We start from the raw sequence: 17,674 nt of genomic DNA, 5'->3' as shown, positions 1-17,674 counted from the left end.
ATTGTGTAAATTGCGTTGGTTCGCTTTAACTTGGATGATAAAATCGCCTTTATTCTTTGCAGTTTGTTGATACAAGGCTAGGCCGTTATCAACATCAAATGCACTGACCACATTGAGCGCGTTGTACACATCGCCTTTCCAGCAGCCTCGAAGTACTTTACCATCAATCGCAATGTGTGGCTTTTGAGCTTGTTCACGATGAGAGTTAATCCAGTCTAAATGCGTGATAACCCTCATTGTAGCGGCCTTAAAATTGCGATGCACAATCAGATTACAAAACACCAACATGAGTCAATTTAAACTTCGATCCCGCCCTGAATCATTTAGGCTAATTTTACAATAAATTTGTTACTGCCAAATAACCACTCTCGCTCGAAGTTAAAGATAAAAAATAAGGCGTTTTTTTATCTATGGTTAGGGAAGGGAATAATATAGGGATAGAATAATGGAATAAATGGGTAAAGGGGAAACACCATAAGCAACTGATATCATTGCTTAAACCCTAGATTTAAAACATAATTTGGTACTAAACCGATCACTATTAGGCACTAATAAGATCAAATTTTAGATCTATAAACGATCAGGTTTTGGCACTAATAAAGATCCATATTTGGCATTATTGTTTTTTTATCCTTATTGTTATTAACAATTTCGAGGGTAGATATTCACAATTTGATTGTTAAAAAACTGATTTTGGTAGTATTTATTTACAAGTTATGACGATTAACTTCGATTTACACAATTTTTGATCATATTTAGGTTCTATTATTCTCCATAAAAAACAGGATTAGGGACTAATATGATCACAATCTGGCATTATTAAAACGTATTATCCACAAGCCATATAACCCCAAATATTAACTCATAAATTTTGCTGTAGGGATGCATTCATTTGTTTTTCAGATTTGGCCACGATCCTTTTCTGGTGTTTATTTAACTCTAAAATTTCATTACAAAATTTATCTGAAGGAAATAAGGTATATGTATAATCAACAATTACTCCAGCGTCATCTTTAATACTTTCAATCTTGTATGACTTTAAGATTTCAGCCTCTTCCAAATCTTTCATTGTTAATGTCATATCCCTTCTAAGAGCCACCAGCTTTGCAGCAGCGTTACTTTCGTTATCCAAGGAGCCAAACTTAATCATAGTTTTAATGAGTCTAAAATGGTGGCTATGGGTTGGGCTGGCGTATCGAAACATCCTGTACAACCTAAATGAAAGCCAGATTGATAACGAGCGTTTGAATGATTGGGTTCTATTAAAATAATATCCCTTATATTCAACAGAGTCGATTTGCTGAGACATCAACTCATTTAATACTGCAACACACCTTACGTTCGAACGGCCTTTAGCCGTCGAGAAGTGAATTGCACTGAGGAAGTTCATTTTGGATTGATTTTGTTCTATCAGGCCTTCTTCATTGTGAGCTTCATAGCTAAGTGTTAGCTCCGCGCCCTTCAATATCAAAAGCGAGTCTCGTAGATCTTTATGATTCAAAGATTGGTTAACTGATTTTAACTCGTTAATGAGCTCAGAAAAGGTAAAATAAACAGCATAGTTGTCACCCATTTTTCCAGAAATCCGGGCTATTTTTCCTTGGCTCGCTAGTCTTATTAGGGCTCGCTCAACCTTTTCTTCTCTATCTGATGGCCATGCAAGTAAATCTTCCTTTTCTCCACGCAAAATAGCTGGAGAAATGCCTAGTTGGCCAGTGTAAGTGACGCCTTCTATTTTTTCAGAGATAATTCTTTCAACTATAATCTTATTTGGGCTTTTACTGATACTGACTTGTTTTTTCTTATTCCTGACAAATCTTGACCACAAATCATAAGCGTTGAAGCTATTTGATATGCTATTCCCAACCTTTAATTCAGTGGCTGTATTATCTACAAACAAATTTAGCTGCTCGATATTTCGAGCATCCTCAATGCCAGAGACTTCAGATTTAAGAGAGTCAGGCAAATTACTTATTGAAAGTTTATTGTTCACTTTTAGTCGTGTTTTTATTGTTTTTGAATCACTAAATAATAGCGTAGAAGGTGCGATAATCCTACGCAGATCTCAAAATAGCTGCTTTTATTCGGGTAATCATGATCTTAAAAAAATTTTAACCGGTTAATATTGATCTTTAGCAATTCACATCACATTTAAGTCGGAAAAATACGATCTCATATTTAAGGAGGCAAGGCTTTCAATCGCCCTAAAGTCGGGTAAATCTGATCTGGAAACATTATAGAAGGGCAATTTAAGTCGGATATTAATTAGAATACGCTCAATTTTTCAATGAAAAACATTTAAAAGGATAGTAAATATATTAAATCGGGTAATTCTGATCTGAAGTGAGATAATCCATTAATAACAACATCTTGAATAGTACTGTGATAATTGTAAAACTAATCAGACGTATTGAGTTTACTCCTCCAGATCAGATTTACCCGCTTATAAATAAGTTTTTTGGCCCATTTCACTGAATATTTGCAGGTTTTAGTGGATGCCCCTCAAATAAACTCGGGTAATTTTGATTTAGAGCCTAATTTTCGGGTGCAAAACTATAATAAAGGCCAATAAATCAGCAATATTTACTTTTAACTCGGGTAATTTTGATTTGAAGGCCTGATACTCGGGTAATTTTGCGCTCTCTGGCTAGCAATTAATAAAAATACATCCCGAAGGCTGTTTTAATCGGGTAATTCTGATCTTAAAAATTTATAATAATAAAAACAAACATTTATATTTTTTATGTGAATTGTAATAAGCAAAAAATGAGTCTATTTATTGTGATAGATCAGATTTACCCGCTTATAATTCCTTTTTTAAGAGCTATTTCATTGAATTTTAATTTGTATCATAGAGTTCACCCAGCTGAACTCGGGTAATTTTGATTTGTAACAGCCTTTTTAAGTACAAAACTAAAAGTGGGGACCAGTAAATCCGTAATTTGGACTTTTAACTCGGGTAATTTTGATTTGAAATCCTGATACTCGGGTAATTTTGCTCTCTCTGGCTAACGATTAATCAAAACACATCCCGAAGACTGTTTTAATCGGGTAATTCTGATCTGGTGTTTGAATTCACTGATGATATGAACAAATTAGAGCTTTTTCCTTGTGTATAAATCATCGACAAGTCGGGTTACTACGATCTCCAAATCGGAAGAATATGATCCTGACGATATTAATGCTCAGTATTTAAACATCACAAATCTACATTGTGGATAAAAACAAACTTTCAGATCATTAAGATCTGATCTGCCCGACTAAATAAAACATAAAAATGTGCATAAGATGTTGATATTATTAATGCAAAATCAATTTATATAGGGTGATCCTGATCTGATTGCCTTGTAAGTATGATCTGAACCTCGGGTAAATCTGATCTAAGTTTTATAGCTATTCACCTATTTATCAAGTAGTTAAATAAACAAAATATTACCTTAACCTTATACCTATTATTTTTAACCATATTAACCTTATTTATTAATCTTAGAGATTATTTTAAGTGGTCATATCTATATTAAAATTGACAGGTATTCAATGTTATCAAAATCATTTTGAACGACTTTTTTCTAATACCACCCACAGGGCGAGAGCGTGAACACTTTGTTAACAGTTAAACCCTAATCCTTATCTAAATATTCAGTGTCCATCGCAGCGCGGCGTTGTTTTCGTCGTATGCTGGCCTTTAAGCTACTCTCTCTTTTTAATTGATTCAGTCCTACATACCTGAACGTACTGAAGTTTTCAGCTGCATGACCTCGGTTTATTGGGCAGTTATCCTCTCCTCTTTGAATGATACATCAAGAACCCAGTGCAATTGATTCTCAATGGCTACGCATAAGCTTAGCTAGCTCCTCTGCTGATAATTGTGCTGAGCTGATGTAATCACTGGTGTCTATAAGCTTCCATTTTCTACCCAGTAGTAAATAGCTCTTCCTATGGTCGTTAATTTTAACCATTCTTCAGTAAACTGGAGTGGGTCAACTTGAATAACTTCATACTTACGATATTCGGTGCGACCACGTTGTTGCTCCAGATAACTGTATGCGGCTGAATGTTCCTTCTGGCTATTTTGGTCTGGCATCCCATTGCATCTAATGTGACTAAATGGCCTTTCAATTCAAGTAAATCCAATAACTCGGGGATCGCAGTGATCTCATTGGATTTCGCATCTGTTTTCAGTTTTCCATCACAACGCCATTTTGCGATGCGAAGGCACTGACCATATGGATAGCCGACTTCCTGTCTGATGGGTCATAAGAGCGTCTCAGAATTTTTCCATCAATAGCAATTACTTGGTTGTCACTGAGAGTTTGGTTTTTTTCATCCATTCTACAAAACACTTATAAAGTGCATCTGGATTAACGCGACTGGCAAGACGTGCAATAGTGTCATGGACGGGAATGCCGTGTTCAAAAGAGGCATACTTCCGCAGTCACTCAAGCTTGCAGTGGGCAAAGTCTTCAATATCTTCCCAGCCTTCACAACCAGCAATGATAGCTGTTACGGTGAGAAACAAAACGTCGTGTAAGGAATAAATAACTTTAATTTGCTGGCGAGGATCTTTTATTGATTCAAAATGTTTAATCAAAGCGGTAAGGCTCATAATGCTGCATTACTCAAAAAGAGAGTATACGATCATATTTGAAGCCTAAAGGCAAAATACGCTGAGTTAATTTCTTAAAATACGGTCGCGATCTCACTCTGGGGTGGAGTGACAATTTTATGGTGTTTATATGTTGTTGCATTTTATAAGTTAAATTTTTGTTGTTTTTATTAAACTAAAAAAACAGTTTTTTAGTTGTATATAAATATAATTGACTTCTTCAGTGTAAAATGAACTTTTTAATTGCTCAACATTAGGTATTCATAATCTACTGTCGCTACTGTTAAATTTTCTATAATACATTGTTTTTGTTGTGTTTTTGTTTTTGTATTTTAGGGGGGAACTATTTATCAAGTTTCCTTAATGAAGCCAATATCTACTTTGAAAACTTCCTTCTTTAATATATATTTAGAAAAATTATTCTTAATCATGTCTCGTGGGATCGCTGGAGTCAAATTACATATCCAACAGTTAGTTTGCTATTTACTTGAGCTCTATTTTCCAATATCCAAAATTACTTCTATAAATTTATAATGTATTATAAACAGTTGCTTATGTGTTTTTAATTCGTTATTTGAATTTTTCAGAGGATTTCTCATATCAAAGGTTAAGTTGTCACCCTTCAAAGATAAATAAAAATTAACGCAGTTGACTATTGAAAATTACAAAAAAATAATACATTATTATAGTTATTACTAAATTGCATATTTACATAGTTGTATTTGACTATTCTAAGTAGTTTTTAGGCTGTTGTAGTTATCTTTAAGGTTGAATCAAGTGAATAAAGAAAAGTTGTTTGAAGAGGTAGAGTCTTCCGCTCGTTCGTATTGTAGGAGTTTTCCGACGGTTTTTACTCAGAGCAAAGGAAGCCTTATTTATGACAATAAAGGCAATAAGTTTGTTGATTTTTTGTCTGGTGCGGGCGCACTAAATTATGGTCACAACAATGATGTAATCAAAAATAGTGTGATGTCATATTTAGAGAAAGATGGCATCGCGATGAGTTTGGATTTGCATTCACAATCTAAGCTTGAGTTTATCGAAGCGTTTAGCTCATGCATTTTGAAGCCACGCAACCTTGAATATAAAATACAGTTTACCAGTCCGACAGGGACAAGTGTTGTAGAGTCTGCTGTCAAGCTTGCCCGAAAATATACAAAGCGTGAGAACGTTGTATGTTTTACAAATGCTTTCCATGGAATGACTGGTGTTTCATTAAGCCTTACTGGTAGTAACAGTCACAGACAAGGCCAAAGTTACTCAAATGTGACACGCTTTCCGTTTGAAGGTTACGCCGGAAGTGAGTTCAATAGTATTGATTACTATCGCAAACTACTTACTGACCCAAGTTCTGGAATTGACCTTCCAGCCGCTATTATTCTTGAAACTGTTCAGGCAGAAGGCGGGTTGAATGTAGCGTCTGTAGAGTGGTTGCAGGACTTGCGATTGCTGACTTCTGAACTTGGGATTCTACTCATTATCGACGATATTCAAACAGGTTGTGGTCGTAGTGGCAGCTTCTTTAGTTTTGAGAGAGCTGGTATTAAGCCTGATTTGGTTTGTTTGTCGAAGTCTATCGGTGGCATGGGACTACCGATGGCACTATTACTGATTGACAGTGCGCTTGACGTATGGCGTCCAGCGGAGGACAACGGAACCTTCCGTGGAAACAACCTTGCGTTTGTAGCTTCTACAGCAATGGTTAAACACTTTTGGTCGGATGAAAAGTTCGAATTAGAAGTGGCGGATAAAGCACTTTACATTAACCAATATCTCAATCAAATCGTTGCGAAGTACCCAGCTCTATGTATCAAAACAAAGGGTATTGGCTTAATGCAGGGTATTGAAATGCGAGACGAAGCTTATTCCGAGTTTCTCGTAAAAGATTGCTTCGCAAATGGCGTTATCGTTGAGCGATGTGGCCCTCATGACGAAGTATTCAAGTTAATGCCAGCGCTCACCATTGATTATACAACGCTCAATCAGGGGTTTGCTGTAATCGATGCTGCATTTGCAAAACTCTCCAATCAAACGGTGAATACTAGCCAAACTGCTGACGCGGGTGAAGGGCGTTATGTCTAAAGTTCTTGTTGAACAGTGCTTTGACTTAAATATGTTTACTAAGCACTGTCAAACTAAAGCGCAGTTGTACAAAGGAGCGATTAGCAACTGGCCTGCTGTAGGTAAATGGAGTGTTAATTACTTCGAAAATTCATGCCCGAACGTTAGAGTTTCGATCAAGTATTTTAGGCCCGGCGCTATTGAAATAGAGCAAGCGACTATGAAAGAGTTTGCTAATCGCCTGGGACTTAGCAAGCGTAATAATACTGCTGTTTCAGATATGCCTTATTGTCATGATGTTCCTTTGTTTCTAGAGATGAAAGAGCTAACTCAAGACATTGTAAATTTTCCTAGTGAGCTGCTACCAACTTTTTATCGAAATGACTGGTGGAAGTTTGCCCAGTTTTTTGTTTCGCCAAAAGGTGCAGTTACGCCTTTGCATTTCGATACGCTTCGAACCAATAACATTTTCTTCCAAATTAAAGGAAGAAAGCGCTTTACGTTGATTTCATGGAGCGACCGAAAGTTATGTGAGCGCAAAGGGTGGCGATGGTTCGACATTGATCCAGAAGATAGCGAAACACAGCAGCGACTAAAAAATGCAGGCGTGAATGTGGCGCAAGTGGAAGTTGGTGCTGGTGATATGTTTTTCATGCCAGCAGGAATGCTACATCACGTAAGAAGCTTAGATGAGTGCATCTCTTTCAATTTAGATTTTCATACTAAACAGAGTGTAGCACGCAGTTTTTTAGGCATTAAAGAAAATATGCCTAGAGAGAACATCTACTTCAACTGGCTTACATTCAAAGGACTTGTTTTAGGAATGAATAGAACTCGGTTCTTTGAAAAATACAGGCCTTATTTGAACTATGTGTCTTAAATCGAACGGCGCAAGCCAGACAATTCTTTACTTGGGGATATTAACCCCAAAACTTTTTTGAATAAATTCTAAATTTGCGTCGAATGGCAAATGTTTTGCGTCGACTTATTAAAGATGAGCACGGATAAATTGCAATGCTAAGTGGTATTAACGAAACATACTTTCCTTTGTTACCTCAACAGAGGGACTTCTATTTTGGTCAACTTAAGAATACGTCGTCTCCTTTGTATAACATTGGAGGTTACGTCGACATTAAACAATCTGTATCCGAAAGCGCTTTGGAAAAGGCTATGGAGCAGAGCGTTATGCAAAACACCGCGCTTAAACTCCGTGTCGCCGAAAATCAGGGCGAACCCTACTTGGTCTTAAGTAATGAAAAACATCAGTTTAATCGAGTGGACTTTTCCGATGATGCAAAGCCAGAAGAGCAAGCACGCAAATGGGTAGCGGAGCAGTTTCTTAAGCCCTTCGATATCAAAAATGAAATCTTGTTTAGAACGGGTATTGTCAAGCTCGCTGAAGATAGGTTTTGGCTATTTTTCATTACTCATCATCTCATAGTAGACGGCTGGGGATATGCTAATTGGATAAGGGATATTTTCGCCAAATTGGCCAATGATGGGGTGAATGAAGTTGTAGATGCTGATCATACATTTCTTGACTACATTGATGTCACTACGCAAAAACAAACTGAAGCGAAAAAAGAACGTGCAAAGAAACATTGGATGGAACATTTCGCTAATTTTCCAGGTTCGCCATTCAATAAACGGCTAGAGCAAAGTGACGAAAGTTCAAAGCTTATTCATGAAATGCCAGCAGCTGATTTCAAGTCACTTGTTGAGGCTATGAGCAACAAAAAGCTCGGTGTTCTTCCTGCTTTCATATCAGCTTTGTCTACTTATTTTTTCCGTATTTATGGTGTTGATGGGCTAGTAGTAGGTACGCCATTGCATAACCGAACGGCTGAAAAACAACGCAGTGTAGTTGGCTCGTATATGTCGATGCTTCCGGTATTGATCGACAATAATCAAGAGCAAAGTGTCTCATCATTTATTGCAGCCACAGCCTCTCGAATCAAAAGGAACTTTAGGTTTAGGGATTACTCTGCAAACAATATTTATAATGATCTGAACCTAAGACAAGAAGGTGTTGACAATTTATTTAGTGTTTACTTTAACTATCAACAAATAGACTTTGATTTTAGTGAACATGGTGTAACTGCTGAAACTCAATATCTTAGTCACGGGCGTGAAGCCATTCCGGTTAAATTCACTATTTGTGAATACGGTGACCAGCAACCTGTGCAATTTCAGCTTGATTACAATCATGCATATTTTAGCAAAGACGAAGCAGTCAATATCCTAGAAGCGACACTTAACTTGGTGTCGAGTTTTGTTGAAGAAACAGACTCTTCGGTTAATAGCCTAGAATTAATAGACAAAGCGCAGTTGCAACCTTCACCCCCGTGTGCACCTGAAAAAACACGCGCTGTTGATGTAGTAAGTCGCTTTAAACAAGCAGTGAATGAATTTCCTGAGCACCCTGCAATTGTGGATGGCGAAACGGAATTGTCTTACAAAGAGCTGGATCACAAATCCTCACAGCTAGCACAAGTATTGAAGCCTTACTGTATTGATAGTGAATCTCTGGTTGCACTTCATTTGCCGAGAACCGCAGATATGCCATTGAGTATAATGTCAGTGTTAAAGGCTGGTGCTGCTTATTTGCCTGTTGATCCTGAATATCCAATCGAACGTAAAGAACACATACTCAATGATGCTAAGCCTGCAGTCATTCTGACTTTGTCTCGTTTAAAAGAGCAGATAGAAACGTTATGTAGTGGCACGATCATATGCTTAGACGAAATATCGGAGTTAGTACAGGATTCAACAACTATGTTTGAACCTCAAGAGCCTGCAGCTAATCAACTAGCCTATGTAATGTACACCTCAGGAACAACTGGGTTGCCAAAAGGCGTTATGGTTGAACATAGTCAACTGAGTCACTTTGTTGACAATATAACTAAACAGTATGAACTGACACACTCTGATCGCGTATTACAGTTTTCTACATTTAACTTCGATATTTCTGTAGAAGAAATTTTTGGTGCTTTATCTAACGGCGCAACATTAGTCATGCGCGATGAAGAGTGTGTAAGCAATCCCGTCTATTTCTGGCAGTTCTGCCGGAACAATGATATCGCTGTTGCAAGTCTTCCGACCGCCTATTGGCATCAATTAACTAATGCTGGCATAGATACAGGTTATCCGTCATCACTTAGGCTAATGGTGATTGGTGGTGAAGCAGTGCAGCTGCCTCAGGTTGAGAAATGGTTCTCACAGCCCAACGCACCAGTCTTATTTAATACCTATGGTCCTACAGAAGCAACGGTGACTGCGTCTGGTTATCGAATGACGTCTATGCCAGTCGTTGAAGGGTCAATACCTATTGGAAAAGCCAATATTCATACACAGCTTTACGTTTTGGATACTGAACAAAAGTGTGTGCCCAATGGTACTGTCGGTGAGCTATATATTGGTGGTGCATGTGTTGCTCGGGGCTACTTAGGTCAGATTGAGCTGACTGAGGAAAAATTTGTTAGAAATCCATACTCTTCTGAAGGTGATGTGCTGTATCGAACCGGAGATCTGGTTAAAGTACTACCAAATGGAGATCTGCAATATATAGGCAGAAACGATAGTCAGGTAAAAATTCGAGGTTTTCGAATTGAATTGGGCGAAGTTCAGTCGCGTTTAGCGCAACTGCCCGAAATTCAAGAAGCCATTGTGACAACACATAAAGTGAATGATCAAGTTCTGCTTGTGGCGTATGTTGTCGCAAGTTCACTCATCGATGTACCAAATTTAAAAGCTGCCTTAGGCAAGTCATTACCCGATTACATGGTGCCAGCAGTAGTCACTCAGATTAATCAGGTACCGCTAACCGTCAACGGTAAAGTCAATATTAATGCGCTACCCGCTCCAGTATTTGAAGTATCAGCTGAAACTAGTTTTGAAGCTCCTCAAGGAGAAGTTGAAACATTACTAGCAAATATTTGGCAGCAAATACTAGGCAAAGAGCAGATTGACCGAAATGACAACTTTTTTGCACTAGGCGGGCATTCACTCTTAATTTTACCTATGTTCTCCATGTTAAAAGAGCACGGTATTGAGTTGCCGACCATGGCTGTTTTTAAAGCTGAGAATTTAGCAAAGCTAGCCTTAATGTTAAATATTGATTCCCTCTCAGAAAAGCAAGAGGCAACAGAAGCTGTTCAGTTGTGCGACTCACAGCGCATGGCAATTGCAGAACGGGTCAAAGGTGGTGAGAACAACATTGAACATATACACGCCTTAACGCCTGTTCAAGAAGGTATGTTCTATCACCACCAGTTAAATCCCACACATGATCCCTATGCACTGCCAATTATTTTGAGATTCAAAAATAGTAGTGCATTTGAGTCGTTCAATACGGCGCTAAATAACGTTATCTCACGTCATGAAATATTACGGAGCGCGGTGATTGAAGGCGTGGCAGAAGTGCCACTGCAAGTTGTGCTAAAAGAAGTTCATATTAAGTCAATCGAGTTAAGTTTTAAGCAAGAGCAACCGCTTGAGCAAAACCTAGATTTACTGCGTAGCATAGCAAAACAGGTATTTCCATTAGATCAAGCTCCGCTTATCAAACTTGCGCATATTGTTAATCCGCAAGATGGTGTTGTTTATGTGTTAATGCAACAACATCACATGACAACAGACAGGGTCTCAATTGGTATCCAGTTAAAAGAAATCCTAGCATTGATGAAATCGCCAACAACTGAGTTACCAGCACCTTCGCAATATAGAAACTTAGTTAATAGTCTGCTTAATAACAAAGAGAAGAAGCAGCAGGCAATGAAGATCTTTGACGCTACATTACAAGGAATAACAGAGTCTACTTCGCCTTTCGGTTTAAAGGATATTAATCAAGATATCTCAAAGGTAGACAGTGCATCACAGCACCTGACTAAACTGCAAATATCGCAGCTTAAACAAATAAGTGAATCATATGGTGTAAGTGAAGCTGCTGTATTCCACCTCATATGGTCAGTAGTTGTGGCTAAGGCAAGCTTTGCAGAGGATGTCGTAATCGGCTCAGTATTATCTGGAAGGTTGAGTGCGGCGGATCTTGGGGTTAATGCAATAGGGCCTTTTATCAATGTGCTTCCATTGCGAGCAAATTTGGCAAACTCAAACTTGCCAGAGGCTTTAATGTCAATACAGGCACAATTACATCGTCTAATTGAGCATGAGCAGACGCCGCTTGCTGAGGTACAACAGGCATGTAGTTTACCTGCTGGCGTGCCGTTGTTCTCAAGCATTATTAACTATCGATATGATGATACTCAATTATATAACGGAGATTGGGGAGACTTATCCGTTATAGAAGCGCAGGAATATAGTAATTATCCCTTAGAGTTTTGTGTCGATGTGTCTGAAGCTGGAACTAAGATTGAAATTAATGTCGATAATCAGCTATGCGCGAAGGACATTATTGCTTACATCGAAGTGGCAGTGGATGAAGTCTCATCGCGACTGATAACTCGACCAGACACCTCAATACTAGACTTTTCTATTGCTCCCAAAGGGCAGTTTCAAACCCTGTTAAATGACTTTAACAGCCCTGTAGTTGATTACCCCGGGGCTAATACGGTTCATAAGCGATTTGAGCAAGTTGCTAGTGCGAATCCTCAAGCAGTCGCAGTGGTTTGCCAAAATAAGCAACTTTCTTATGCGCAACTAAATTCAAAAGCAAATCAGCTTGCAAGGTATCTGATTAAATGTGGTGTTGAAGCAAATCAAATTGTTGCTATTCACGCCGAACGTTCAGAGCTGTTCTTGATAGCAATATTGGGAATTCTTAAAGCGGGTGGAGCATATGTCCCACTTGACCCAACGAACCCTAAAGACCGTTTACGTTATATGGCGGAGCACTGTGACGCAAAAGTTATTTTGAGTCAGAAAGATCTTTCAGCGCAACTGGAAGTAAGCGCTAATCAACAGCGCTTTAACTTAGACAGTGATTGGTCTTCGTTAAGTCACTTTAGTGAGCAAAATCTCGAAAATGTAGTTGCACCAGATGATCTGGCATATATGATTTATACGTCTGGTTCTACAGGCAAACCTAAAGGCGCCTTGGTGCACCACGCTGGTGCACTGAATCATATCGACGCAGAGTTCGATTTACTGGGCTTTTCACACAGTAACAAAGCACTTAAGCCTCATAACTTCTTACAAACAGCCGCTTCGTCATCAGATGTATCGGTCTGGCAATTCTTGGCACCAGTGCTGAGCGGTGGAACAACGGTTGTACTACCAGACGCGATGGACTTGGACTTGTATATCGAATTGTTGCAGTCGCAAGACGTGCATTTAATTCAAACAGCGCCGTCGGTGCTTCAATTATTGTTGGATAAGCTACTTTCATTACCTGAGAAAAGTAGAGCTTTACCAGCACTTAAGTGGCTAATGATCATCGCAGAACCTTGTCCTGTGCCATTACTTAATCAGTGGATAGAGACCTATCCTGGTATACCAGTGATGAATGGCTATGGGCCTAGCGAGGCATCGGACGACATTACTTTCCATATAATGAACCAGACACTAGATTCGCAAACACGCTCTATCCCTATTGGTAAGCCGCTACCTAATTTAACTATGTATGTGTTAGATAGTCGTCAGCAATTGCTGCCTGTAGGTGTTGTCGGTGAGTTGTGTGTTAGTGGCGTGGGAGTTGGAAAGGGTTACTGGAACAATCCAGAAAAAACTGCTGAAAGTTTCAAAGTTAATCCGCATCAAGCTATAGGTGGACATGGCGACATGCTATATCGAACGGGCGATTTAGGTCGATGGCAACCAGACGGCACATTGGAACTACTTGGTCGAATTGACAACCAAGTGAAAGTGAGAGGGTTTCGTATTGAGCTCGGCGAGATTGAGTCAGCATTAGTTGGGATACCTGAGGTATCTGAAGCCGCCGTGTTAGTCCACAAAAACACTGATGGTCAAAATTGCCTAATAGCCTATTTAGTTGCACATGAAAGCTTTAATAATGAACAGTTTGAAGAGGGTGTGCGCAATAAGTTAGCAGATCAATTGCCCGACTACATGATACCTGGATACATTCAGGTGCTTGATAGCATGCCATTAAATGCCGCAGATAAAATTGACCGCCATGCGCTACCAGTGCCTGATTTCAACGCTGTTGCAAATAATTTCGTCGCGCCAGAGAGTGAGCTACAAAAAGCATTGGCAGACATATGGCAAAATTTACTAAAAGTCGAACGTGTGGGTAATGCAGACAACTTTTTCCACTTAGGTGGTCACTCGCTTACCGCAATGAGATTGGTGTCGATAGTTAAAACGCAACTAGAAAAGTCATTGAATGTTAAAACGGTATTTGAGTATCCAGTACTAGGTGAATTGGCTAACTACATTGAGACTCAATCAGTGTGTAACGACATTGCTGATATGCCAATTCATCAACGAGAATCATCATGTGATATCCCACTGTCATTCTCGCAGGAACGTTTGTGGATCTTGGACCAAATTGGTAAGGGAAGTGCTGAGTACAATATGCCAATTGCGCTTGATGTTGATGGAAACTTTGACATTGAAGCTGCTGAGAAAGCATTGAATGCATTAGTTGAGCGTCATGAAATTCTACGAACAAATTATGTGGTCGAACAACAAGTACCTAGACAGCTCATTCGCCAAAAACCAACGCTTAAAGTGAATTTTCAGGATTTGTCAAACGCTTCTACGCCTGAACAGCAAGTGAAAATTGAAAGTCTGATCAATGAAGACATGATGTTGTCTTTCGATCTATCTCAAGATCTCATGATCAGAGCTAGCTTCATCAAGTGCGGTGAATCGAAAGGTGTGTTGCTGTTTAATACGCATCACATTGCATCTGACGGCTGGTCGGAAGACATCATCATTCGAGACTTTGTCTCTTACTATGAAGCCTATAGTAACGGCAAAGAACTTAGCATGCCAAAATTGGATGTGCAGTATGCAGACTTTGCTCTTTGGCAGCGTCAAAGGTTTACACCGTCATTCTTAGATGAGCAACTAGGGTATTGGAAAAGTCAGCTACAGGGTATTCCCGCTATTCATGGTTTGAGAACTGATTTCTCGCGCTCAGCCAGACAAAGCCATTTAGGTGCGGTTCATCGTTTTAACATTAGCGGCTTGCAAACTAAAAATGTATACAGCCTTGCCAAAGAATGTGGCGTAACGCCATTTATGGTACTTCACGCAGCATTTAGTGTGCTGTTGGCTAAATACAGCAACCAGCAAGATATTGTGTTGGGGACGCCTGTTGCGAACAGAACCAATACCCAATTAGAGAATATGGTTGGCTTTTTTGTAAACACATTAGTGCTAAGGCTTGATTGTGATGGCGAAAATACGTTTTCGACGCTATTGCAACAAGCAAAAGATGTGAATGTATCAGCGCAAGCGCATCAAGATGTACCATTTGAAATGTTAGTCGAGCGTCTTAACCCGGAACGTAGCACCAGTTATTCGCCACTATTTCAAGTTATGTTTGCGATGGAAACCAATGAAATATCTGAGTTGCACGTAGACGGTGTTCAATTTACCGGACGAAGCCAGCAAGATGTTGCAACGCAATTCGATCTGACATTAAACGCTATTGAAACTCCGGATGGTATTCATTTCGACATGGAATACAGCGCGGCATTATTCAAGGCTGAAACTATTGAAAGAATGATGTCACATTTTGTTCATTTACTTGAGCAATTGCTTGATACACCGAATAAAACAATAGCAGAACATGCACTTATTCAAGAAGATGAAAAACGACAGATCTTGTTGGACTTTAACCCTGAGGCTCATGACTACAAGTTAGCGCGTACTGTGCCGTCTAGGTTTAAGACGCAAGCAGCAGATACTCCTAATAATGTAGCCGTTTATCACAATGGCCGTGTACTAACATATTCAGAACTTGAGCATAGGGTTAATTGTGTAGCTCATTTACTACTAGAAAATGGCGTGAATCAAGAAGAACTGATTGGCGTATACATGAGTCGCAGTCCTGAGTTTTTAACGGCAATGTTAGCCATCATGCAAATTGGCGCAATATATGTGCCGTTGGACCCTCGTAATCCAGAGAAGCGTGTCCAGTACATGATCGAGAATTCAGCTTTGAAGCTGGTGTTAACAGAAGCTGACCTAGCAAATAAACTTAGTGTTAAATCGCTCGTGTTGATGCCGGATTCTTTTGAACTAGTTCCTGACACCGAAGCGTTAGACCTAATTGAGGTCTCTCCGGAGCAACCCGCATACATGCTGTATACATCTGGCTCCACAGGTAAGCCAAAAGGCGCGTTACTTCATCATGCTGGGTGTATTAACCACATTGATGCAGAGTTCGATGTACTTGGCTGGATTGATAATAGCAAATTACAACCACGTTCTATTTTACAAAGCGCAGCCGCTTCTTCAGATATTTCAGTATGGCAATTCTTAGCGCCTATTTTATGTGGTGGTCATACGGTCATTCTAGACTCCCTGCTTGATCTGGAAACATTGTTTACAACATTACAAGAACGCAAGGTCGACCTGATAGAAGTTGCACCGGTAATGCTGCAAGCGATAGTGGAATATGCTGAAACATTAATTAGAGAGAATCGACAGTTAAATGATTTGTCTTGTGTAATGACAACAGGTGAAGCTACGTCAGTTAACTTGCTTAATCACGTGCTTAAGTTGTATCCGCATCTAAAAATAATGAACGGATACGGACCAAGTGAAGCGTCTGATGACGTGACTTATTTTATTCAATCAGAGCAATTTCCGTCAGATATGGATGAATACCCCATAGGTAAAGCCCTTCCCAACTTGGCTATTTATGTTATGGATGACAATCAACAATTGGTACCTGTTGGTGTACCAGGTGAAATTTGCGTGACAGGTGTTGGTGTTGGCTTAGGCTATTGGAATGATGTTGAGAAAACGGAAAAAAGCTTTGTTGCAAACCCTTACACAGGGCAAGGTCATGCCCATTTAGACGACACTATTTTGTATCGTACGGGTGATCTAGGTTACTACGACAAAGAGGGAAGATTGTATTTCTCTGGGCGGTTCGACAATCAGGTAAAAATCCGTGGTTTTAGAATCGAGCTGGGAGAAGTAGAAGCAGTACTAGCTCGTCAAGCGGGCTTGAAAGATGTGGCTGTATTATTGGAACAACCGACAGACAAAGATGCATTTCTAGTAGCGTACTTTGTCGCTACCACTGGAGAGAAAGTTGATCTGCAAGAGCTAAGACAGAATATGTTGCAAGAGCTACCTGAGCATATGGTTCCTGCCGTTTATATGCAATTGGAGGCTATGCCACTTAATGCTGCTGACAAGATTGACAGAATCGCACTACCTAAGCCTGATCATTCGGTAGCCACTACAGGGGAGTTTGTCGCACCACACGGAAGCACAGAAAGTCAATTAGCGCAGATCTGGCAGGAGTTATTAGGTGTCCCGCAGGTTTCCCGTTTCGATAATTTTTTCGCCCTTGGTGGTCACTCATTGCTAGTCATTAAGCTAGCCTCCCTAGTATCTAAGCAATTTGATATCGAACTAGAAGTGACGCAGGTTTTTGATACTCCTGCTTTAGACGAACTTGCTGCACAGGTGAGCAAATTGAGCTTACAAGTGAAGATTCAGCAAGAGTTGGAAAGCACAGAAGGAGAAGAGTGGTTATGAGTTTAATGATAGATCTTGTTGAAGAAGCATACCAACAAGGCGTCCTGCTTTTTTCAAAAGAAGGAAAGCTTGGCTTCAAGCTAAAAGGTGACGTATTTCCTGCCGAGCTGAAAAGCAAAGTATTAAGTCACAAAGAGGAATTAATAGCATTTTTGGAACAAGGTGGTACTAGCGCAAAACCTCAAATAGCCACAATTACACCAAACGAAAGACCAGAAGTTTTGCCATTGGGTTACGCCCAGCAACGAATTTGGTTTGTGAATGAATTTGGTGGCGGAAGTGACGCGTACAACATGGTTTCGGCGTACGAAGTCGTAGGGCAATTTGATGTTACTAGAGCCGAGCGCGCCTTGAATGAAA

Annotated in this window: 5 protein-coding genes and 2 pseudogenes; 4 read left to right on the top strand and 3 right to left on the bottom strand. The window is 39.6% G+C overall.

Features of this window, described 5'->3' with window-relative positions:
- From PULV_RS00205 to PULV_RS00195, 3 genes and pseudogenes are all read right to left on the bottom strand, one after another.
- Positions 1-237 (bottom strand): annotated as a pseudogene (locus PULV_RS00205) (hypothetical protein); the annotation flags it as partial.
- A gap of 625 nt (positions 238-862) precedes the next feature.
- Positions 863-1,993, bottom strand: a complete 1,131-nt coding sequence (locus PULV_RS00200) for a replication protein A (RefSeq protein ID WP_227009323.1) — start codon at positions 1,991-1,993, stop codon at positions 863-865.
- 1,627 nt (positions 1,994-3,620) lie between these two features.
- Positions 3,621-4,606, bottom strand: a pseudogene (locus PULV_RS00195) (ISAs1 family transposase).
- A gap of 777 nt (positions 4,607-5,383) precedes the next feature.
- Here PULV_RS00195 and ectB point away from each other — a divergent pair.
- The 4 genes from ectB to PULV_RS00175 form a co-directional block, all read left to right on the top strand.
- Positions 5,384-6,688: a diaminobutyrate--2-oxoglutarate transaminase gene (gene ectB / locus PULV_RS00190; protein WP_193330584.1), complete on the top strand. Its 1,305-nt coding sequence runs from the start codon at positions 5,384-5,386 to the stop codon at positions 6,686-6,688.
- Positions 6,681-7,547, top strand: a complete 867-nt coding sequence (locus tag PULV_RS00185; RefSeq protein ID WP_193330583.1) for a cupin-like domain-containing protein — start codon at positions 6,681-6,683, stop codon at positions 7,545-7,547. The genes ectB and PULV_RS00185 overlap by 8 nt, the downstream gene beginning before the upstream one ends.
- A gap of 134 nt (positions 7,548-7,681) precedes the next feature.
- Positions 7,682-17,314 (top strand): non-ribosomal peptide synthetase, encoded by a 9,633-nt coding sequence (locus PULV_RS00180; RefSeq protein WP_193330582.1) that lies wholly within the window; start codon positions 7,682-7,684, stop codon positions 17,312-17,314.
- The coding region (locus tag PULV_RS00175) for a TubC N-terminal docking domain-related protein (protein WP_227009322.1) at positions 17,311-17,674 on the top strand (364 nt) is incomplete at its 3' end. The genes PULV_RS00180 and PULV_RS00175, both read left to right, overlap by 4 nt.

It is taken from the genome of Pseudoalteromonas ulvae UL12, assembly GCF_014925405.1.
Classification (GTDB): domain Bacteria; phylum Pseudomonadota; class Gammaproteobacteria; order Enterobacterales; family Alteromonadaceae; genus Pseudoalteromonas; species Pseudoalteromonas ulvae.
Note: the sequence above shows the minus strand (reverse complement) of the source record. Positions and strands in the feature narration are given on the sequence as shown.

Bases quoted from the DNA above. Each gene is read 5' to 3' on its own strand.
- PULV_RS00185 (WP_193330583.1), top strand. From the start codon at position 6,681: ATGTCTAAAGTTCTTGTTGAACAGTGCTTTGACTTAAATATGTTTACT.
- PULV_RS00180 (WP_193330582.1), top strand. From the start codon at position 7,682: ATGCTAAGTGGTATTAACGAAACATACTTTCCTTTGTTACCTCAACAG.